Genomic DNA, 21,953 nt, shown 5'->3' with positions numbered 1-21,953 from the left:
AGCATTCCGACATCACTTGGAATGCTTTTTTATTTAAAGCGGGCAATCGCTCGTTTTCGTGCCATGTCATGATCCACGATCGGCATCGGGTACGCATAATCTTGCCGTTGTTGGTCCGTCGGTTCATGAATGTACTTGTTTGATAACGCTTTGATTTCCGGTACATATTGACGAATAAACGTTCCATCCTTATCAAACTTTTTCGATTGGGTCGTCGGATTAAAGACCCGAAAATATGGAACGGCATCCGTTCCAACCGATGCTGCCCACTGCCAGCCTCCAATATTCGAGGCTGCCTCATAATCGACTAACTTTTGCTGAAAGTAACGTTCTCCTTTTTGCCAATCAATCAGCAAATCCTTCGTCAAAAATGAGGCGACGATCATACGGAGTCGGTTATGCATCCACCCTGTCGTATTCAGTTGCCGCATTGCAGCATCAACGATTGGATACCCCGTTTTCCCTTCACACCAGTCTTTAAATCCTTTTTCGTCTTCTTCCCACTCGATGTTCGTATACTGTTCATTGACCGGTAAACGTTTGGCTTCTGGGTAATGCAACAGAATCGTATAATAAAATTCCCGCCAAATCAGCTCCGTGACATAGGTTTGTTTTCCCTTCGAATCCTCTTTCTGACTAACCGCCTCAAAAATCGTCCGAATACCAATCTCCCCCGTCCGTAGATAACGTGACATTAAACTCGTGCCATCGATTGATGGAACATCACGTTGCTCTTCATACGATGCCAGACTTGTTTGAAGGAACTGATCAAGCCGTTTCTTCGCCTGCTCTTCGCCCGGTTTGAACGCTACGTCCGATCCAGCTTGTTTGAAATATTCGACCATGAACGTATTATTTTGCCGGCGTGTCTGATAACGTTCTTGCAAACAGGTTAGATTGACCGAATAGGGAACCGGCAACTCTTTTTTAAGGAATGCATTTTTATAGGGGGTGAATACTTTATAATAAGAGCCGTCATTTTTCTTGACGGCATGGGGGTGAAGCAGATGCCGATCAAGTAACCGTTCCGTTTTTTTGCCTCCCCGTTTTTTTATGATGTTGTCATCTCGTGTCTTGAACGGTTCTACGTATTCTGCATTGAACAACAGAAGGTCCGCCATGGCGGTCGCTTCTAGGAAGTCATTTTCGTTTCCTTCGATAAACCGAATCGGCATCCGATGTGATTTACATGTCTTCGCAAACTGTTCGAGTGCTTGAAAAAAATACTGTTGCCGGGCATCATACTCCCCGATATAGTCTGGATTGATCCAAAATACGAACTCGACGTTTGCCTGCGGATCGTCTTCAAGATATTGCGCGGCCTGCGCCAACATATGGTTATCCTCGATTCGGAAATCACTCCGAATCCAACAGATGATATTCACATTAGTCCCTCCTCAACATGATGATGAACGAAAAACAGGCAATCCGCCATGCGTTTCGCCTGTTTCTCGTCATGCTTATTTAATGATGGTCCACTCTACGTGTCAGATGAATTCGATCAATAAATCTTGACTCGCAATCGCTTCGCCTTCTTTGACATGAACGGCCTTGATTTCACCGTCTTCTGGTGCTTGAATCGTCGTTTCCATTTTCATCGCTTCCGTGACAAGTAATTGTTCTCCTTTACGGACACGTGTTCCTGGTTCGACAAGCACTTTCAAGACGCTACCCGGCATCGAAGCACCGATTTGTTTTGGGTTCGCTCGATCCGCTTTTGGACGACTTGACGAACTTTCTTTGACGCTAATATCTTTCACTTCCACTTCGCGTGGGACACCGTTCATCTCGAAATAGATGATGCGGATACCATGATCATTCGGTTGACCGGCTTGAATCAGTTTGAGATAAAGCGTTTTTCCTCGCTCGATCTCTACTTCAATCGTTTCACCTAAACGCATACCATGGAAGAACGTACTTGTATCGAGTACCGAAATATCGCCATACCGTTCGACATACGAACTGTAATCCAGGAAAACTTTTGGATACAGCGCATAGGCAAGTGCATCAAACTCTGTGACTGGACGTTCTAGTTTTTCAAACAGTTCATGTTTGATGGCATCGAAGTTCAGCGGCTCCATCATCTTACCCGGGCGCTCCGTCAATGGTTCGACCCCTTTTAAGATAGCGGCTTGAACGTTTTTCGGGAAACCGTCCGGTGGTGTTCCAAGTTCACCCTTCATCAGTTCGACGACAGAATCAGGGAAATCTAAGTTACTGGCGCGTTCTAGCACGTCCTCTTCCGTCAGGTGATGTTGAACCATGAACAAGGCCATGTCTCCGACCACTTTTGAAGAAGGGGTGACTTTGACAATATCACCAAACAGCATGTTGACACGCGCGTACATCGTTTTCACTTCTGACCAACGATCCGCCAAGCCAACTGCTTTCGCCTGTTGTTGTAAGTTCGAGTACTGGCCACCCGGCATTTCGTGATCGTAGACGGTCGGGTTTGGCGCTAACATGTCGAGTTCAAATGATTGGTACAAATGTCTGACATCCTGCCAGTAGTCAGAAATCTGTTCAAATTTCTGAACGGAGACCAGTGGTTGACGTTTATGACCACTCAAGGCATGGATCAAGCTTCCTCCTGCCGGCTGACTAGTGAGTCCAGCCATACTTGAAGCAGCAACATCGACGATATCAACACCGGCATCAACGGCACGGGCATATGTGTAGATTCCGTTTCCACTCGCATCATGTGTATGGAGGTGAATCGGTAAGTCAACGGCGTCTTTTAATGCGGAGACTAACGCATATGCCGCTTCCGGTTTAAGCAAACCTGCCATATCCTTGATTGCGATGATGTGCGCACCACTTGCTTCTAGTTGTTTCGCCAGTTTGACATAGTAAGGCAAATGATATTTCGGACGGTTGGCATCAAACAAGTCACCTGTATAACAGACGGCTGCTTCCGCAATTTTTCCAGTTGGCAATACCGCATCAATCGCGAGCTGAATCGATTCCGGATTGTTGAGACTATCAAAGATCCGGAAGACATCGACACCAGCTTGTGCCGCTTCTTTAACGAATGCATGAATGACGTTGTCCGGATAATTTTTGTAACCGACCGCGTTGGCACCACGTAACAACATCTGAATCAAGACATTTGGCATCTTCTCGCGTAACTTCATCAAACGAACCCACGGATCTTCCGAGAGGAAACGGTACGCGACATCAAACGTTGCCCCGCCCCATGCCTCGACCGAGAAGAGTTCCGGTAAGAGTTTGGCTTCTGCTTCGGCGATTGCGACCAAGTCTTTTGTCCGCATCCGCGTCGCGAGTAACGATTGATGGGCATCTCGGAACGTCGTGTCCGTCAACAAGACGTGTTCTTGCGTCTTCAACCACTTGATGACACCAGCCGGTCCTTCCGCGTCTAGAATCGCTTTTGCACCAGCTTGATAACCATCCGGCAAATCTTTTGGAATCCGGACATCCCGGGCAATTGGCTTTTCAATCTTCCCGATTCCAGGGAATCCGTTAACGGAGACTTCTCCGATATACGTCAGGAGTTTGGTCCCACGGTCATGGCGTTTCGGGAAGATGAACAATTCCTTCGTATCGTCGATAAAGGACGTGTTGTAGTCCCCGCTGACAAACGCATGGTGCTTCAAGACGTTACTTAAAAATGGAATATTTGTTTTAATGCCGCGAATTCGGAATTCACTTAAGTTACGGCTCATCTTCGCAACGGCTTGATCGTACGTTAAGCCGTGTGTCGAGATCTTAACGAGCAAGGAGTCATAATAAGGTGAAATTTCCGCTCCGACATAGGCATTTCCGCCATCTAGTCGGACACCGAAACCGCCTGGTGAGCGGTAGGCTTTAATTTTACCTGTATCCGGCAAAAATCCGTTTTCCGGATCTTCCGATGTAATCCGGCTTTGAATCGCAAAACCAAGCATTTGGATATCTTCTTGAGCAGGAATGCCAACTAATTCACTATGTAGTGATTCGCCTTCTGCTACCCGAATTTGTGTCTGAACGATATCAATCCCGGTAATCATTTCTGTAATCGTATGCTCGACCTGAACACGCGGGTTGACTTCGATAAAGTAGAACGATTCGTCTTGCGTGACCAAAAATTCGACCGTTCCCGCATTTTCGTATCCGACATGTTTCATCAGCGTGACGGCAGCATCACAAATCTTCTTTCTTCCTGCATCTGATAACGTAACACATGGTGCGACCTCAACGACTTTTTGGTGACGGCGTTGAACCGAACAATCCCGTTCGAACAGGTGGACGATGTTCCCGTGGGCATCTCCGATGATCTGAACTTCGATATGTTTTGGACGTTCAATTAATTTTTCGACATAAATCTCATCTGAGCCAAATGCTTTTAAGGCTTCTGATTTTGCGCGTTCAATCATTTCTGGTAGTTCTTCTTCCGTCCGGACGACACGCATCCCTCGTCCACCACCACCAAGAGACGCTTTGACCATCAATGGATATCCGACTTGTTGCGCAAAGGCATAGGCTTCATCGATGGATGTGATGGGACCGTCCGTACCCGGTATGACAGGTAGACCGGCCTCGATTGCCGTTGTGCGTGCGCGTACCTTGTCTCCAAAACTATAGAGATGCTCTTCCCGAGGACCAATGAAGATGATTCCCTCTTCGCGACAACGTGTTGCGAGTTCAATATTTTCTGATAAAAAACCATATCCCGGATGAATCGCATCACATGCTGCTTCTTTTGCAGTTGCGATGATTCCTTCGATGTCGAGATAGGCTTCAATCGGCTTTTTCCCTTCGCCAATTCGATAGGCCTCATCGGCTTTGTATCGGTGAAGCGATCCCATATCTTCTCGTGAATAAATAGCGACTGTCCGAATCCCAAGTTCGGTTGCCGCACGGAATACCCGAATCGCGATTTCTCCGCGGTTTGCGACAAGAATCTTTTTGATTTTAGTCAACTGATGCTCCCCCTTTAGGTAATGAACTCGTAGCACTCATCGTACGTGCTTCCTGTACTTCTTTATGATACGCTATCCGGTGCTTGTTTTGCATCGAAATATTTGCCACGACACCAAGCATCGTACTCATGACAAGCAGCGACGAACCGCCATAACTAATGAACGGAAGCGTCACACCGGTTCCCGGAAACAGACCGGACATTGCTCCGATGTTGATACAGGTCTGAATGAAAATAATCGATGAAATCCCGAAAGCGACCATGCTGGAATAAATCGATGCTGATTGATAGGCAATCCGTATTCCCTGGAACATTAAAAAGAACAATAAACCAAGCACGACAAACACACCAACAAATCCCATTTCTTCTGAAATGATCGACATGATGTAGTCGGTCTCCGGTTCTGGGAGATAGCCGTACTTTTGAAAGCTGTTCCCTAATCCGACTCCGAAGAAGCCACCGTGGGCAATCGAGATGACCGAATTGATCAGTTGGTATCCTTTCCCCTCGGCATCAAGGAATGGATTAAAAATGGCTTGAATCCGTTCCATCTGATTCGCCGAGAAATTACTCCAAGCATATAAACCAACTAACGGACCACCCACAGCTGCTAACGCCAAGTAACCGATTGGTAAACCAACGGCAAACCAGATCATCGCTGTAATCAGCAACAGGATGAACAATCCTCCGTCGTCCGGTTGCATCCGAATGATGATTGCATACGGTGCCAATAAAACGAGCATCGGAATCAACAGCCAGTCCGCGATACTGAGTAAAAACTTTCGAATCCCTGAAGACGGTGCGATTTGGCTGTGGATGAAATGGTGAACAATCCCGATGACACCGTTCATCTGTCCTTTATATTTTTGGTCAAAATAATTGGCGAGTCCAATGACGAGGACAAACTTACACAGCTCGATCGGTTGGATTAAAAAGATCCCGAAATTCAACCAAGCACGCGCTCCGTTCAACGGTTCAGAAAACAACGTCGCCATCAACATCCCCCATGTAACCACATACAGCATCAGACGGAAAATCGGTCCCCGAAACACTTCATGATTGACGTGGGCTGCAAATAAAAACAGGACGATGGCCATGACATCAAACATCAATTGTTTTTCAAAAAATGAAGTGTTGGCATAGTCGCCACCGTTCCACACGCTGGCACTATAGACCATCACCGTACTGATGGCCATGAGAACCAACATCGTAAAGAACAGGCGATAATCAAAAAACGCACGCTTTTCTTTAAACTTCGATTGCATTATGTACACGTCCTTTTTCTAGTTCTAAAAAAAAAATACCCAAACGCCGCATTTCACGTTTGAGTAGAAAATCAGCACGTCTCCGCATCATGTAAATCAGATAATTGCTGTTCCAATGAGTCGAGTAGTTGTTTCCCTTCACTCGCATCAATCAGTTCGAGACGAACGGCAAAATCAATTTGACGCGACAATCCGAACATTTGTGTATCCAATACTTCCTCATAAAGAGGACATTGTGGCATCGTTAAATTCGCAAGCTGGACCTCGATCAACCGGCGGATTTTATGGGCATCCGCTTCTAGTAGCTCAAGAGCGCGCTGGCGATGAACTGTCCCGATTTCAGTTGACAATCCAATCCCTCCTCATCAAATGACGCGTTCCTGTTATAGATAAACTTTACCTTACTTTCGCCAACAATTCAACGTTTCGGTATAATGGATTTGCACGACTCATACATTTAGGGGGAATAATGATGATTTTTCCGATCACAGGCAAGGTACGTTATTCACTTACCATCGATCCAACCGTTTGGATCTTTGATGAGCGGAAGATTGAAGTCGATCAAATTGGGAAAACTACCGACGATAACGCGCAAGAAGCGTATTATGCCAAGATGGGGGCTGCTTGGGATAAAGGAATTACCGAAGGCAGTCGGACCGATCACAATAAACCGATGACGCGCGAAGAAAAAGACGCCGCCTTACGTGGTACGTTTGCGATGCCGTTAGCTCCATTCATCCAAAATGCTGAAGTACTCGACGGAGCGACGACACTACGTTTTGAAGGAACAGATACAATCGAACTCGCTTTAAGCACTTTATCAGAACTTTATCTACAATTTTCAAAAGACGGGAAAGTGTTGACGGATGGTCCCGTCCATTTGTTGTATCAAAATCAAGTGATTCGTTCCATCGAACGGATTATCGTATTGTAAAATAAAAACCGCCCTGGCTTCTTCTGAAAACGAAGAGGGAACCAGGGCGGTTTTGTTTCTTTCGACTAGAGAAGGTCTGCTGCAAGTCGCGCGAGGCTTGACCGTTCCCCTTTGACGAGCTTAACATGCCCCGTCATTTTTTCATCTTTGAGTCGTTCAACGGCGTAGGAAAGTCCATTGGAGTACTCATCGAGGTACGGATGATCAATCTGTTGAGGATCTCCCACAAGTACGATTTTTGAATTTTCACCGACGCGTGTCAAAATCGTCTTTACTTCGTGTTTCGTCAAATTTTGTGCTTCGTCGATGATGATGAATTGTCCCGGCATGCTCCGACCTCGAATATACGTCAACGCTTCGAGTTGAATCGACTTCATACCGGCAAGGATGTTTCCTAACTCGTCACCTGAACTCGTATTAAACAGATGCTCCAAGTTATCGTAGATCGGTTGCATCCACGGACGAAGTTTTTCTTCCATCTCACCTGGTAGATACCCGATATCATTCCCCATCGGAACGACAGGGCGCGCAACGACTAACTTTTTATAACGATGTTCATCTTCGACTTGTAACAACCCGGCAGCAAGTGCAAGTAACGTTTTTCCGGTTCCTGCCTTCCCGACGAGGGTCACAAGTGGGACGTCATCCCGGAGCAACAACTCAAACGCCATCCGTTGTTGGACGTTTCGTGGAATGACGCCCCACACTTGATCGACGTCGAGCGATAAGGCCCGAATGACCGGCATCTCTTGGTCAACGACGGCGATCGCAGAGGCTTTGGATATGTTACTTTTTAAAATGACGAATTGATTCGGGTGAACTTTTTCCGGGAGGACATCGACCGACAGGCGTTTATCCTGATAAAACGCATCGATGTATTCCTGATCGACGACTAGCTCAACAAAACCGGTGTAAAGCCCCGTCAAGTCCGCAATATGATCGGTGAGATAGTCTTCTGCCACCAACCCATACGCATCCGCTTTGACACGGACTAAGATATCTTTTGAGACCAGGATGACGTCACGTCCACTTTGTTGTTCTTTTTGCTCCCGATGAATGGACCAGGCGAGCTCCAAAATCTTATTATCATTGGATTCATGGGTGAAGGGTGAAGCATCACTGATTGTATCGCCAATATCAACACGAAGAATCCCACCATTTCCAAGTGGAACACCCGCATGCAAATGTCCCGTTTCACGGAGTTGATCAAGAATTCGGGCTGTTTCACGCGCATTTCGTCCCACTTCATCCATATTTCGTTTTTTTCCGTCGAGCTCCTCCAAAACAATCGCCGGTATGACGACGTCGTGTTCTTGGAATTGAAACAGTGACAAGGGATCATGTAACATGACATTGGTATCGAGCACATATATTTTCTTCATTCCATCGTTCGCTCCTTTAGAGTCGAGTTTTGATGAATGTTATCCTTTTAAGATGGTCTGGATTTGTTGGTCAAGCCGCATTGCCGCTTCCTCGTCATACGTCTTATGCACACGCGGGCGATCTGATACCGCTGCCCCGTAAAATAAAATATCGCGCACCTCTTTGATTTGCCCTTCATATAGTGCGACCTTCAATGGTAAAGGTGCTGTCGTTTCCCATGCCGTTACACCCGTACAGGTTAGACTGTAGGTGGATTGATCGGCAAAGAAAATGAGTGTAAAGACGGGATGCTCCGTTAACGTTTTGACAATCAGCGAATCGGCTTCAATCGCAAAGCGAATCGTCGTTTCATCTTTTGCATAGACCCAACTGATGGCATGTGTAATCGGCCAGCTTTTAGACTGATCATGCGTAATTAAAAACACAAGTGGTAAGTCTGTTAATGCTTCCATCTGTTTTTCACTCAGACGATGTTCCACTTTATTTGCCATGGTACCACCCCCTCTTTCCTTATTTCATTACATTCGATATCACGTGTTCACTTTCCTTTTTCCGATTTGAACAATTGTCAAATATGATATACTAAGAAAAAAAGAGGAGGACCTCCAATGCGTGTCAAATGCACAATTTGCGATAAACGAGAAACAATCGACGACTGGTCCTTCACGGCAAAAAGGCTGCGTAACAAACCAGTCCGCATCTACATATGTGATGAGTGCCACGAGCGGGTCACACAACGCACCCTTGCTCGGCAAGAAACAGGTCAATTTAAGCTGTACCCTACATGGCCGACGACGAAAAAAAGATGGTAAGCTACTTTGTCTGTCAAAGTAGCTTTTTTACGGTTTGAGACGAATGAGGACATCGTCCCCGTCTGATGGGTTGCCTCGACCATCTGTATTATTCGTCACATAATAAAGCTGTTTTCCATCTGTCATCACGTCCCGAATTCGCCCTCGATCCGATACGACTTGCTCTACTTGAGCAGTTGACGTCTCGATTGAACGAAGGCTCTGACCAACAAGAGTCCCAAAATACAATTTCCCACCCAACTCAGCCACCCCACTTGGCGCGACCGACTGTTCACCGACTTCATACCACGGTGTCACGAGTCCTTTTTGTTTCTCCGTCCCCTCAATCAACGGCCAACCGTAGTTTTTGGATTCAATTCGGTTGATTTCATCATGTCCACTCTGTCCGTGTTCCGTGGCATATAACGTCTGATTGACAAAGGCCAATCCTTGAGGATTCCGATGACCGTAACTGTAGACATAGTCTTGTAAGTTTTTTGAAGCAGCACTTCCATCCAACTTCATGCGTAAAATCTTGCCAGATAAAGAAGATAACTTCTGTGCATTTTCCGGGACGGCTGCATCCCCGACCGTTACGTACAATAATCCATCTGGTCCGATTTCAATCCGCCCACCATTATGGATGGATGCTCCAGGAATCGCATCGAGTAACACACGTTGTTCTTTCCAAATGCCGTCTTGTTCGACGATCGCAATGATTCTATTCAAAAGTGACCCATTTTTTTCATACGTATGGTAGATGTAAGCCGTCTGGTTGTCTGTAAAGTCCGGGTCAAGTGCCATCCCTAGCAATCCACCTTCCCCTTCGGCAACGACCTGTTCCTTTAAATCAAGGTTCATGCGGACGTAATCATCTTTAGTTCCTTTAACGATTGCACCCTTCCGCTCTGTGATATAGAAAACTTCCTGATTTTTTTCGATATTCCAAGGTGCACGTAAATCCTCGAACACGACATCACTCTTAAACGCTTCTGATGTCTTTGGAACCGATGATGAATCTTGTTCTCCGGACTGTGAGCATCCTGCTAATACGATTGCGAGACCATATGGAATGCCCCAGATTCGGTTTTTCATGTTTATCACCCCTTATTGTTTTTTCCCCAAACCGCTTGCAAACTATTCCTGAATTTGAACATGCATGACCTTTCCCTTCATTTCACACAAAAAAATCCCGTCTCCATGAAGAAGACGGGATTTCAATTATTCGTATTGTCGATCAAGAAGCGGTTCGTTCTCGCTCACGTTTGACCATCCACATCCGGAATCGGTAAATTCCGAGAATGACAACCATCGCAAGCAATACTTCAGGAATTGGCCATGTCCAAAAAACAAGTGTTAAAGCGGCAGAGAACACCGCGAGCAACAAGTAGACAATCAGTGATTTCCACCAGGCTAACTCTTTCGCAAATCCTAATTTAAAAACGATTAACGTCAAGATGACGACCGTAATCATCAGTGCATTGAAGCCGGCACTCAAGTTATTCGGATCACTTCCCACACCAAGCAACTTCGCAACGGCGGGAATATCAAATTTCGAGAAATCAGAAGCAACGGCAGGTTGTGCAGTCATTGCCAGTCCCCCTTACGTGTTAAGAGCTCAGTCTTTACCAAGACGACGACGCTTGTCTTGTTTTTCACGTTCGTTTTTGTTTAAGACTTGTTTACGAAGACGAACTGATTGCGGTGTGATCTCACAGTACTCATCTTCGTTCAAGAATGTTAATGATTCTTCGAGTGAGAAGACACGTGGACGTTTAAGAACGTTTGTTGTATCTTTCGCAGATGCACGCATGTTCGTCAATTGTTTCGCTTTAACGACGTTAACAGCGAGATCGACGTCACGGTTACATTCACCGATGATCATTCCTTCGTACACTTCAAGGCCTGGCTCGATGAAGATCGTTCCGCGGTCTTCAAGTGCAGAAATCGCATATGCAGTCGCTTTACCAGCTTCGATTGAGACCATAACACCACTGCGGCGTCCACCGATATCCGCGTTGATGAACGGACGGTATTCTTCGAATGTGTGGTTCATGATTCCGTATCCGCGTGTTGCAGATAAGAATTCATTCCGGTATCCGATCAATCCACGTGAAGGAACGATGAATTCCATTTTTGTTTGTCCGTTATCCATTGTTTGCATGTTCGTCAGTTCACCTTTACGGAGACCGATCGATTCCATGACGCCACCTGTATATTCTTCAGGTGTATCAATGACAACGCGCTCAAACGGCTCAACTTTTACGCCATCTTCAACTTTGATGATTACCTGCGGTTTAGATACTTGAATTTCGTATCCTTCACGACGCATGTTCTCAATCAAAATCCCGAGGTGAAGCTCACCACGGCCAGATACGATCCAGCGATCCGGTGAATCTGTGTTTTCGATACGGAGTGAAACGTCTGTTTCAAGCTCTTTTTCAAGACGCTCTTCGATTTTACGCGAAGTGACGAGGTCACCTTCACGACCAGCGAATGGCGAGTTGTTGACGATGAACGTCATTTGAAGAGTCGGCTCATCAATACGAAGTAATGGGAGTGGATCGACGTGTGAAGTCGGGCAAACTGTTTCACCAACGTTGATGTCTTCCATACCTGCGATTGCAATCAAATCTCCAGCTTTTGCAGCTTCGATTTCGACACGTTTTAGACCAAAGTATCCGAATAATTTCGTAACACGGAAGTTTTTGATTGATCCGTCAAGTTTAGAAAGCGAAACGCTGTCTCCAACTTTGATTTCTCCACGGAAAACGCGTCCTACTCCGATACGACCAAGATAGTTATCATAGTCAAGCATCGTAACTTGGAATTGTAAAGGATCCATGCTGTTGTCAACAGGAGCCGGAGTGTGTTCAAGAATCAGATCAAGAACGTTTGTAATTGTATCTTCTTGATTTTCAAGTTCAGGGTCAAATGAACTTGAGCCGTTAACTGCCGATGCATAAACGACTGGGAATTCGAGTTGATCTTCATCTGCTCCAAGATCAATCAAGAGGTCGACGACTTCGTCAACAACTTCGAGCGGACGGACCATCGGCTTGTCAATTTTATTGACGACGACGATTGGTTGAAGACCTTGTTCAAGTGCTTTTTTCAATACGAAACGTGTTTGTGGCATACAGCCTTCGCGAGCATCGACAACGAGGATAACGCCGTCAACCATACGCATGATACGTTCTACTTCACCACCGAAATCGGCGTGACCTGGTGTATCAACGATGTTGATGCGTGTATTTTTGTAATCAATTGCTGTGTTTTTTGCAAGGATCGTGATTCCGCGCTCACGCTCGATATCATTTGAGTCCATTGCGCGTTCTTCGACTAGTTCATTCGCACGGAATGTTCCAGATTGTTTTAAAAGCTCATCGACGAGTGTCGTTTTACCATGGTCAACGTGGGCGATGATCGCGACGTTGCGTAAATCGTTTCTTACTACTGTTGTCATAGGTGTGTACCTCTTTCTGTTCATTTAAATAATCCATTAATACTTTCGGTCAACTTTATGAGTATAGCACAGGTTGACCAGTAGTTGGCAATCACTTCGATTTAAGCTGACAGCGAAAGCCTTTTCATTGTCTACGATTCACGCTAAACTAAAGATGTATTCATGTAAATCGAGGGGGAAACGACAGATGCGGATTCTTTTTCTACTATTAGCCATCATAGCAGTTGGTTCGATGGCTGCAATCGGTATTTTTATCGCAGAACAAAATGTAGTCATGATTTTCGTCTCATTACTTTTGACGATTGGTACGATGGGGCTTGGTTTCGTCTTAAAAGCCCGCCTCCGGAAACAAGCTTAAAACGTCCTCCTGGGGGCGTTTTATTTTTGAACGTACGTCAACACGTCGGAAACAAACACGTGACTTCCTGCAAGAACACTTGTCTGTTCAAGAAATGTCATCTCTGCTCCCTCGATCGTCCCGACACGTCCACCTAATTCTTCGATCAGCACTTGACCGCCCGCATAATCCCACGGCATGTTCCGCATCGTAATATAGCCATCTACCCGACCGGCGGCAATCCAAGCCAATTCAAGAGAAGCCGCGCCGACTGCCCGCGTTCCGACTGCATCCCGAACGAGTGGGGTAAGCAATGCCGGATCAATCCGACGATTCGCCGTCACCCATGTCGCATTCATACAGACAATCGCTTCTTTGACCGGCCGCTCGACAAGAGGCGCAAGACGAATGCCATTTTCATAAGCCCCTTGCCCTTTGATGGCATGAAACATCTCATCTGCCATCACATCATAGACAAAGCCATACCGCAACTCGCCCTCCACCATGATGGCGATTGAAATCGCAAATAGACGTTTTTGACGAATGAAGTTCATCGTCCCGTCAATCGGATCAACAAACCAAATCGTTCCGTCCAATGTCTCCGGACGCGCTATTCGACCTTCTTCGCCATAAATGAGATGATCCGGATATTTCTCTAAGATGCCCTTGATCAATAGATCTTCGACATGTTGATCAATTTCCGTGACAAGATCACTTTTATTCGTTTTTTCTTCTATATGATACGCCTGATCCATTTTTTGACGGATATACTTCCCTGCCCGTTTCATCAGATCGATTGCATGTAACTCAATCCCTTGCATCTATCTCACCCCTTCAGTCTGTTCAAGATCGTTCTACTCTGTAATAGTAACAAAAAAAATCAACCAACGAAAAGTTTCGCTGGTTGATTATGGCATTATTTTATTTTTAATAAGGAAGACCTTGTTTATGCTTCAAGACGTACCATCTCTTGACGATATTTCTCAAGGCGTTCCTTACTCGCACCCATCGCTTCCGTATCACTCGCTACGATCGCATCGTGCAACGTCGCAAGTTCATAATCGATTTCGAGGCGCAATACAGGAATGCGTTTTTCTGCATCTTTTCTTTTGTATGCTTCTATTACTTGTTTCACAGTAACCACACTCCTTCGCGGGATAAAAAACTGATTTAGTTATCAGACAATTGCGACTAATTAGTGGATTGAATCCATAATAGTACGATTTAACTTAGATGTAAAGGATCTATTTTTAATTTTTACAGTTGTACGATATCGTCTTGTATGTAGTATATAACCAGTTTTTGTTTTTTCTAAACAAGAAAGCGGCTCTTGTCCCCTGGAAACCCAGGAACAAAATCCGCTCTCAAAAATTAGTTTGAAGTTCTCGCTATTTTTTTAGACCTACATTTCTTATTTTTTTAAACGTAAGAGAGATTGTTCTTGTTTTCTGGCTTGTTGTACGGCCCGATAACTTGAACATCCGGTCTCTTCGAAATAAAACTGGTCCAATTGTTTTTCTTCTGATTTTGAATTGACAATCGTTTTAAAGGCTTGATAAGCATTTAAAAAAACACCGCGGTCGACCCCTTTTTCGTAGACCTCTTCTACGACATTAAAAAAATGGATGACTGTAACGATTTCTTCTGTCGACCAGTCCGGATTAATCGGATAATTGACTGCCATTATGACACTTCCTTTCTTGACGCTTCCTATTTTACAACGAAATCGAAGATAAAACAGTTGCAACCTCATGAAAACTTGTTATAGTTAGCTTGTTTGATTGTATTTTTATTCGGTTTTAAGGGGGGAAATCTGGTGCAAACAAAAAGCTTAACACAGCTCGATACACCTTTATTCGATGCGTTACTTGCGCATGCGAAACGTCAACCAATTCAATTTCATATTCCTGGTCATAAAAATGGTCAAGGGATGGATCCTGCTTTTCGATCATTCATCGGTCAGAACGCGCTCGATATCGATTTAATCAATATCGCTCCGCTCGATGATCTCCATCATCCAAAAGGAATCATCAAAGATGCCCATCGTCTTGCGGCCCAAGCCTTTCATGCAGACGAAACATTTTTCTCCGTTCAGGGAACCTCGACCGCCATCATGGCAATGATCATGAGCGTCGTCGGTCCGGACGATAAAATTTTAGTTCCCCGGAACGTTCATAAATCGGTCATGTCGGCTATCGTTCTTTCTGGAGCGCACCCGATTTTCATTCACCCCGAGTTTGATGAAATGTTTGGCATCGCTCATGGTATTACGCCAAGTGCCGTCGAGCGTGCTCTCAGCCTCCACCCAGATACAAAAGCTGTCCTCGTCATCAACCCGACGTATTTTGGCGTTGCAGGTGACCTAGAAAGTATCGTCTCCCTTGCTCATAGCAAAGGCATACCGGTGCTTGTCGACGAAGCCCACGGCGTTCATATCGCATTCCACGATGATATGCCGCTGTCTGCGATGCAAGCGGGTGCTGATCTTGCTGCGACGAGTGTTCATAAATTAGGTGGGTCTTTGACCGGCAGTTCCGTCTTGAACGTCCGTCGTGGTCTTGTCTCGCCAGACAAAGTCCAAGCCGTCCTCTCGATGCTGACGACGACTTCCACTTCTTATTTATTATTAGCATCACTCGATTGTGCCCGTCGTCACCTCGCAATCAACGGTGAGGCGATGAACCGTCGCGCTCTTGAACTCGCTACCCGGATGCGGATGGGCTTAGCGAAACTTCCTTACCTTGCTGTATTCGGGGAATCCGATTTGCATTCGAGTGCGACGTTCGCCTTTGATCCAACAAAAGTGTTGATTTCCGTCAAAGGACTTGGTATTTCCGGTCATCTTGTCGAAGAATTTTTACGCGACGAACACCGCATCGAAGTTGAACTATCTGATTTGAACAATATTTTACTGATCATCACGTCTGGTGACTCGGAAAAAACGATTGACGCTTTGCTGACAGGAATGACTGAACTTGTGGAGCGCCATCGCGATACAGGATCGAAAACCATTTCTCATTCCATCGTCTTACCAGACATCCCTGCACTTGCGCTCAGTCCACGCGATGCTTTTTATGAGGAAACGGAAACGATTCCGCTCGCAGACGCCGTCGGTCGGATTTCGGCAGAATTCATGATGGTGTACCCACCCGGAATCCCGATTTTTATTCCGGGTGAAATGATTACGACGGATAATCTGGCGTATATCAAAGAAAACATTGAAGCCGGTCTCCCTGTTCAAGGACTGGAAGATCATACGCTTGAGACGATCAAAGTCATCCAACAATCCAATGCCATTCGGTAATCAGAACTACCGTAAAAATCCCGCAGTGCACACGCACTTGCGGGATTTTTTAATCAGCCTGTTCATAACTTGGAACGTAGGGCAAAAGGGTCGCTAAAAAGTCACCGACTGCACTTGTATCGATTGGGTCGACATCGAGTAAGCGATGCAACCCATCGTCATCCAGGACATCTTCGTGATCCAGTAAAGCCGCTCGTCCACTACTCAGGCTGACGACTAACATCTTACCGAAAAACTGACCCGTAAAGACAACACCAAAATCATACCGTGCGTGTTCCGTCGTCACACCGATGAACCTGACTTTATCCGTTTCTGAGACATGATACAGTTCTTCGAGTGGTGATAATTGAGAATCCATCGTGTCTCACCCTTTCTTTTCTTATCCTTTTCCTGTTTTTAAGAAAGGTTAAACGAAACAAAAAAACCTTAAGCGGTCGGCTCCCCGCTTAAGGTTTTCTTGATTATTTAATGATGTGGATCGGGCTTCCGATTGCTACTTCAGCTGTTTCCATTGCGATTTCACCGAGTGAAGGGTGCGCGTGGATTGTGAGTGCGATATCTTCAGCAGTCATTCCAGACTCGATTGCGAGTCCCATCTCAGCGATCATGTCAGATGCACCTGTACCAGCGATTTGAGCACCAATCAAGAGATTGTCAGACTTACGCGTGATCATTTTCAAAAAGCCATCTGGCTCGTTGAGCGCAAGCGCACGACCATTCGCAGCATATGGGAATTTAGAAGCGAGGTAATCAAGACCTTCTTCTTTTGCTTGTGCTTCAGTATAACCGACTGTTGCGAGTTCTGGGTCTGTGAAGACAACCGCAGGAATTGCGCTGTAGTCGAGGTATGCCGGGTGTCCGGCAGCCGCTTCTGCAGCAATTTTAGCTTCGAATGAAGCTTTGTGCGCAAGTGGTGGTCCAGGAACAATGTCACCGATGGCGTAGATGTTTTCGTTCGACGTACGGCACTGATCGTCGATTTCAACAAGTCCACGTTCGCTGACTTTGACTTCTGCCATTTCAAGACCGAGATCAGATGTGTTCGGGCGACGACCAACTGTGACGAGGACGTAGTCCGCTTCGACAGTTTGTGTTTCACCTTTGACTTCAAACGTAACTTTCACGCCTTCTTCTGTCTCTTCAACACTTTGTGCAAGTGCTTCGTTGTGAATCGTGATATTTCCTTTTTGTTTGAGCTTTTTCTTGACGACTTGCGTCATTGCCGGCTCGAATCCAGAAAGGATATCTTTTGTTCCTTCTAAGATGACAACTTCAGTATCAAAGTTAGCATACGCTGTTCCGAGCTCCATTCCGATGTATCCACCACCGATGACGATGAGTTTTTTCGGAAGTTCAGGAAGGTTCAATGCGCCTGTTGAAGAAAGGACACGTTTTGACCATTTGAAAGCTGGAAGTTCGATTGGAGTCGAACCTGTTGCGATGATACATTTTTTGAATTTGTAAGGTGTAGAAGAATCTTCGTTGATGATACGAACTGTATCTTCAGACTGGAAGTACGCTTCTCCAACGACAGTCTCGACGTTGTTACCTTTAAGAAGGCCACCAACGCCACCAGTCAATTTGTTAACAACAGACTGTTTCCAAGATTGAACTTTTGAGAAATCGACTGAAACGTTTTCAGATGTGATTCCCATTGAATCTGAACCTTTTGCATGCTGGAAGTTATGTCCAGCTGTGATCAAGGCTTTTGACGGGATACATCCGACGTTCAAACAAACACCACCGACGTTTTCACGTTCGACGACTGTTACTTTAAGTCCGAGTTGCGCACCGCGGATTGCAGCAACGTAACCACCAGGGCCAGCCCCGATTACGAGTAAATCTGTTTCTTGTGCGAATTCACCTACTACCATTGCTTATCCCTCCATAATGAGAAGTTGTGGGTCGTTCAACAAGCGTTTAACCAAGTTAAGCGCGTTTTGTGCAGTTGCACCATCAATGAGACGGTGGTCAAAGCTAAATGACAATGCGAGTACTGGTGCCGCAACGATTTCACCGTTTTTGACGACTGCTTTTTCAGCAATGCGGCCGATTCCGAGAATCGCAACTTCTGGGTGGTTGATGACCGGTGTGAACCATTGTCCGCCAGCAGAACCGATGTTTGTAATCGTGATCGATCCGCCTTTCATTTCCTCACCAGAAAGTTTACCTTCACGTGCTTTACCAGCAAGATCGTTGATGTTGTCTGCTAATGCGAAGATTGATTTACGGTCTGCATCTTTGACGACAGGAACAACAAGACCGTTGTCTGTGTCTGCTGCGATACCGATGTTGAAGTAGTTTTTGTAAACGACTTCTTCGTTGACATCGTCGATTGATGCGTTGATGGCAGGGTATTTTTTAGCCGCTGCTGTCAATGCTTTCACAACGAATGGGAGATACGTCAATTTCGTACCTTGTGCTGCCGCAACTTCTTTGAAGTTTTTGCGGAGTACCACAAGATTCGTAACATCGACTTCGTCCATCAATGTAACGTGTGGAGCCGTGTGTTTCGAGTTGACCATTGCTTTTGAAATCGCTTTACGGATTCCTTTGATCTTCTCGCGTGTTTCAAGCTCAGGTTGAGCTGCAACATACGGTTTCACTTCAGATTTAGATGCTGAAGCTTGTGCTGCCGGTGCTTTTTCTTCTGTTGCTGGTGCAGTTGAAGATTGTCCACCGTTTGCAAACGCATCGATGTCTTCTTTGACAACACGACCGTTGTCACCAGAACCTTGAACTTCACGGATGTCTACGCCTTTTTCACGCGCATATTTACGTACTGATGGCATCGCGATGACGCGTTCTGATTTATGGATTTGAACTTCTGTTGGCTTGTCTTCGACTTTTTTGTCTGTGTCTTGGACGTCTTTCGCGTTATCCGCTGCTTTAGGCTGTTCTGGCGCTTCTTCTTCAGAAGGAGCAGAACCTTCGCCTTCCACATCAAACGTGATCAACACGTCACCAACGACGGCTACAACACCTTCGTCTACTTTTACTTCTTTGACAGTACCATCAACTGGTGACGGGATTTCAACGACAGCTTTATCGTTTTGAACTTCAAGAAGAATGTCATCTTCTTTGACCGTGTCGCCTGCTTTAACGAACCACTTTACGATTTCACCTTCGTGAATACCCTCACCGATATCCGGTAATTTGAATTCAAATAAACCCATTTGAATTAGCCTCCTTTTATTTCACTCTTCAAAGTCGATTGTTATCTTTAAAACGGAAGCAAGGAGAGAATTACCTCTCTCCTTTTTCCGGTTCTCTCTTAGAAATTGTAAACTGTTTTTACTTTTTCAACGATATCTTTGTGGTCCGGGAGCCATGCATCTTCACCTTGTGCGAATGGGAAGATTGTGTCAGGAGCCGTTACACGAAGAATCGGTGCTTCAAGATCAAGAATAGCACGCTCTTGGATTTCAGCTGCGACCATTGCAGCCACACCTGCTTGTTTCTGAGCTTCTTGAACGACGACAACACGGTTCGTTTTCTTGACTGACGCAACAATTGTGTCGATGTCAATCGGGCTGATTGTCATCAAGTCGATGATTTCAACGCTGATGTTTTCTTTTTCGAGTTCTTCAGCTGCTTTCAATGATGCGTGAACCATCGCACCGTACGTTACGATCGTAACGTCAGTACCTTCACGTTTGATGTCTGCTTTTCCGAGTTCGATCGTGTAATCGCCCTCTGGCACTTCGCCGCGGAATGAACGGTACAGTTTCATGTGCTCAAGGAACACAACTGGATCGTTATCACGGATTGATGCGATCAAAAGACCTTTTGCATCATACGGAGTTGAAGGGATGACGACTTTAAGTCCTGGTGACTGAGCCATTAATCCTTCCAAGTTATCTGCATGAAGCTCAGGTGTTTTAACACCGCCACCGAATGGTGAACGGATTGTGACAGGTGCACTGTACGTGCCGCCTGAACGGTAACGTAAACGTGCGAGTTGTGCCGCTACAGAATCAAATACTTCGAATACGAATCCGAAGAATTGGATTTCCATGATTGGACGGAAACCAGTCAAGCTGAATCCGACTGCAAGACCACCAATACCAGACTCGGCAAGTGGTGTATCGAAGACACGGTCTTCGCCTAATTCGTCTTGAAGACCTTCTGTCGCACGGAATACCCCACCGTTTTTACCGACGTCTTCACCGAACAAGAGAACTTGCTCGTCGCGTTTCATCTCGACGCGCATTGCGTCAGTGATCGCTTGGATCATCGTCATTTGTGCCATGGGTTATTTCGACTCCTTTGCTGTATACTCATCAAGCTGCTCTTGCAGGTTTTGTGGTAACTTTTCAGCCATCACGTTGATGAAGTCTGTTACTTTTTGTTTTGGTTCTTTATCTGCTTGAGCGAGTGCTTCTTTAACATCCGCTTTCGCTTGTTCAATGACTTCGTTTTCTTTGTCTTCGTTCCAAAGACCTTTTGTTTCCATGAAAGCACGGAAACGAACGAGTGGATCTTGTGCTTGATACTCATCGTCCATATCTTTTGTACGGTAACGTGTTGGGTCATCACCAGCAAGTGTATGCGGTCCATAACGATATGTGAGTGTTTCGATCAATGTCGGTACACCGTTCAGTGCTTCGACACGTGCTTGTTTTGTTGCTGCGTAGACGGCAAGAACATCCATTCCGTCAACTTGAATTCCGTTGATACCCGCTGCAACAGCTTTTTGAGCGATTGTTTTCGCCATCGATTGTTTTTCAACCGGTGTCGAAATCGCAAAACGGTTGTTTTGGACAACGAAGATTGCGGGTGCTTTAAATGCTCCGGCAAAGTTCATACCTTCGTAGAAATCACCTTGTGACGATCCGCCATCACCTGTGTATGTGATCGCAACTTGTTCTTTTCCACTTTTCTTAAGACCGAGCGCAACACCGGCAGCCTGAACGATTTGTGCACCGATGATGATTTGCGGCATTAAGACGTTGACACCTTCAGGAATCTTACCGCCTGTAATGTGTCCGCGTGAGAATAAAAATGCTTTGTAAAGCGGGAAACCGTGGAACACCATTTGCGGGATATCACGGTATCCTGGAAGAATCCAGTCATCCTTATCTAAAGCAAATTGTGTTCCGATCATTGACGCTTCTTGTCCTGCGACTGGCGCATAAAAACCAAGACGTCCTTGACGGTTGAGTGAGATTGCACGTTGGTCCCAGATACGTGTGTAAACGAGACGACGCATTAATTCCGTTAACTCTTCATCTGAAAGATCTGGCATCGCGTCTTTGTTGACGACTTCACCTTTTTCATCCAGAATGCGGAATGTTTCAAAGTTTTCTTCCACGTTTTTAAACATGTTTAAGTTCATCTTTTCACCTCATCCTTTCACTGTGCTCAGCGAAATATTCCTCTGACTGACTTGCTCACATACGAATAGTGTTCAAAAAATGAAGTCCCGTATGACCTTTTCTTGAACATATATCTGTGTACCTATCCAGTTGAGTAAACTGTATTAACATGACGAGACATGAATGCATGTCTTGTTCATTACGTTACAAGTATAAAACTGTAACACCTATAAA

20 protein-coding genes and 2 pseudogenes are annotated in these 21,953 nt (G+C 45.5%); 4 read left to right on the top strand and 18 right to left on the bottom strand.

The features are described 5' to 3' along the window. Positions 1-29: 29 nt before the first annotated feature. The 4 genes from BLD48_RS02765 to BLD48_RS02750 all read right to left on the bottom strand — a co-directional run bounded on the left by BLD48_RS02765 (position 30) and on the right by BLD48_RS02750 (position 6,536). Complete coding sequence (locus BLD48_RS02765; protein ID WP_083412223.1) at positions 30-1,385, bottom strand: cryptochrome/photolyase family protein; 1,356 nt, start codon at positions 1,383-1,385, stop codon at positions 30-32. Between the two features lie 102 nt (positions 1,386-1,487). Beyond that, complete coding sequence (locus BLD48_RS02760; RefSeq protein ID WP_071498863.1) at positions 1,488-4,922, bottom strand: pyruvate carboxylase; 3,435 nt, start codon at positions 4,920-4,922, stop codon at positions 1,488-1,490. Further along, entirely contained in the window at positions 4,915-6,186 is a 1,272-nt protein-coding gene (locus tag BLD48_RS02755) for an FtsW/RodA/SpoVE family cell cycle protein (RefSeq protein WP_071498862.1), read from the bottom strand. Before BLD48_RS02755 ends, BLD48_RS02760 begins: the two co-directional genes overlap by 8 nt. 71 nt (positions 6,187-6,257) lie before the next feature. Next, on the bottom strand, positions 6,258-6,536 hold the full coding sequence (locus BLD48_RS02750) for an Fpa/YlaN family protein (RefSeq protein ID WP_014970798.1): 279 nt from the start codon (positions 6,534-6,536) through the stop codon (positions 6,258-6,260). Positions 6,537-6,658: 122 nt separating this feature from the next. On the opposite strand from BLD48_RS02750, the gene BLD48_RS02745 reads away from it, so the two are divergent. After that, positions 6,659-7,120, top strand: coding sequence for a hypothetical protein (locus BLD48_RS02745; protein WP_071498861.1), 462 nt, complete (start codon positions 6,659-6,661; stop codon positions 7,118-7,120). Positions 7,121-7,185: 65 nt separating this feature from the next. On the opposite strand, the gene BLD48_RS02740 is transcribed toward BLD48_RS02745, so the two are convergent. Together BLD48_RS02740 and BLD48_RS02735 are read right to left on the bottom strand one after the other, a co-directional pair. Beyond that, the gene (locus tag BLD48_RS02740; protein WP_071498860.1) at positions 7,186-8,502 is read right to left on the bottom strand and encodes a PhoH family protein; all 1,317 of its coding nucleotides are present in this window, start codon (positions 8,500-8,502) and stop codon (positions 7,186-7,188) included. Positions 8,503-8,541: 39 nt separating this feature from the next. After that, the gene (locus BLD48_RS02735) at positions 8,542-8,994 is read right to left on the bottom strand and encodes a PNPOx family protein (RefSeq protein WP_071498859.1); all 453 of its coding nucleotides are present in this window, start codon (positions 8,992-8,994) and stop codon (positions 8,542-8,544) included. Positions 8,995-9,111: 117 nt separating this feature from the next. Between BLD48_RS02735 and BLD48_RS02730 the strand changes: the two genes are divergently transcribed. Next, entirely contained in the window at positions 9,112-9,315 is a 204-nt protein-coding gene (locus tag BLD48_RS02730; RefSeq protein ID WP_026829912.1) for a YlaI family protein, read from the top strand. 27 nt (positions 9,316-9,342) lie between these two features. On the opposite strand, the gene BLD48_RS02725 is transcribed toward BLD48_RS02730, so the two are convergent. The 3 genes from BLD48_RS02725 to typA form a co-directional block, all read right to left on the bottom strand. Next, positions 9,343-10,389, bottom strand: coding sequence for a PQQ-dependent sugar dehydrogenase (locus tag BLD48_RS02725; protein WP_071498858.1), 1,047 nt, complete (start codon positions 10,387-10,389; stop codon positions 9,343-9,345). Between the two features lie 142 nt (positions 10,390-10,531). Next, positions 10,532-10,885: a YlaH-like family protein gene (locus tag BLD48_RS02720; RefSeq protein WP_012370870.1), complete on the bottom strand. Its 354-nt coding sequence runs from the start codon at positions 10,883-10,885 to the stop codon at positions 10,532-10,534. Between the two features lie 27 nt (positions 10,886-10,912). Further along, on the bottom strand, positions 10,913-12,760 hold the full coding sequence (gene typA, locus BLD48_RS02715; protein ID WP_014970803.1) for a translational GTPase TypA: 1,848 nt from the start codon (positions 12,758-12,760) through the stop codon (positions 10,913-10,915). Positions 12,761-12,947: 187 nt separating this feature from the next. On the opposite strand from typA, the gene BLD48_RS16245 reads away from it, so the two are divergent. Next, the gene (locus BLD48_RS16245; protein ID WP_161487688.1) at positions 12,948-13,118 is read left to right on the top strand and encodes a DUF5325 family protein; all 171 of its coding nucleotides are present in this window, start codon (positions 12,948-12,950) and stop codon (positions 13,116-13,118) included. Positions 13,119-13,138: 20 nt separating this feature from the next. On the opposite strand, the gene BLD48_RS02710 is transcribed toward BLD48_RS16245, so the two are convergent. From BLD48_RS02710 to BLD48_RS02700, 3 genes are all read right to left on the bottom strand, one after another. Next, positions 13,139-13,918 (bottom strand): inositol monophosphatase family protein, encoded by a 780-nt coding sequence (locus BLD48_RS02710; RefSeq protein ID WP_071498857.1) that lies wholly within the window; start codon positions 13,916-13,918, stop codon positions 13,139-13,141. Between the two features lie 125 nt (positions 13,919-14,043). After that, the gene (locus tag BLD48_RS02705) at positions 14,044-14,232 is read right to left on the bottom strand and encodes a hypothetical protein (RefSeq protein WP_012370874.1); all 189 of its coding nucleotides are present in this window, start codon (positions 14,230-14,232) and stop codon (positions 14,044-14,046) included. Positions 14,233-14,508: 276 nt separating this feature from the next. Continuing rightward, positions 14,509-14,781: a UPF0223 family protein gene (locus BLD48_RS02700; RefSeq protein WP_071498856.1), complete on the bottom strand. Its 273-nt coding sequence runs from the start codon at positions 14,779-14,781 to the stop codon at positions 14,509-14,511. A gap of 132 nt (positions 14,782-14,913) precedes the next feature. Between BLD48_RS02700 and BLD48_RS02695 the strand changes: the two genes are divergently transcribed. Beyond that, positions 14,914-16,401 (top strand): aminotransferase class I/II-fold pyridoxal phosphate-dependent enzyme, encoded by a 1,488-nt coding sequence (locus tag BLD48_RS02695; RefSeq protein WP_071498855.1) that lies wholly within the window; start codon positions 14,914-14,916, stop codon positions 16,399-16,401. 49 nt (positions 16,402-16,450) lie between these two features. On the opposite strand, the gene BLD48_RS02690 is transcribed toward BLD48_RS02695, so the two are convergent. From BLD48_RS02690 to pdhA, 6 genes and pseudogenes are all read right to left on the bottom strand, one after another. Beyond that, positions 16,451-16,759: an SAV0927 family protein gene (locus tag BLD48_RS02690; RefSeq protein ID WP_071498854.1), complete on the bottom strand. Its 309-nt coding sequence runs from the start codon at positions 16,757-16,759 to the stop codon at positions 16,451-16,453. 103 nt (positions 16,760-16,862) lie between these two features. Then, positions 16,863-18,275, bottom strand: coding sequence for a dihydrolipoyl dehydrogenase (gene lpdA, locus BLD48_RS02685; RefSeq protein ID WP_071498853.1), 1,413 nt, complete (start codon positions 18,273-18,275; stop codon positions 16,863-16,865). Between the two features lie 3 nt (positions 18,276-18,278). Beyond that, positions 18,279-19,208: pseudogene (locus BLD48_RS02680) on the bottom strand (dihydrolipoamide acetyltransferase family protein); the annotation flags it as partial. 201 nt (positions 19,209-19,409) lie between these two features. After that, positions 19,410-19,577, bottom strand: a pseudogene (locus tag BLD48_RS16640) (biotin/lipoyl-containing protein); the annotation flags it as partial. A gap of 98 nt (positions 19,578-19,675) precedes the next feature. Further along, the gene (locus tag BLD48_RS02675) at positions 19,676-20,653 is read right to left on the bottom strand and encodes an alpha-ketoacid dehydrogenase subunit beta (RefSeq protein WP_071498851.1); all 978 of its coding nucleotides are present in this window, start codon (positions 20,651-20,653) and stop codon (positions 19,676-19,678) included. A gap of 3 nt (positions 20,654-20,656) precedes the next feature. After that, on the bottom strand, positions 20,657-21,739 hold the full coding sequence (gene pdhA, locus BLD48_RS02670) for a pyruvate dehydrogenase (acetyl-transferring) E1 component subunit alpha (RefSeq protein WP_026827895.1): 1,083 nt from the start codon (positions 21,737-21,739) through the stop codon (positions 20,657-20,659). Between the last annotated feature and the right edge of the window lie 214 nt (positions 21,740-21,953).

Origin of the sequence: Exiguobacterium sp. KRL4, assembly GCF_001870785.1 — a bacterium.
Taxonomy (GTDB): Bacteria; Bacillota; Bacilli; order Exiguobacteriales; family Exiguobacteriaceae; genus Exiguobacterium_A.
The sequence above is the reverse complement of the archived record's forward strand: the minus strand, read 5'-3'. Positions and strand labels throughout refer to the sequence as shown.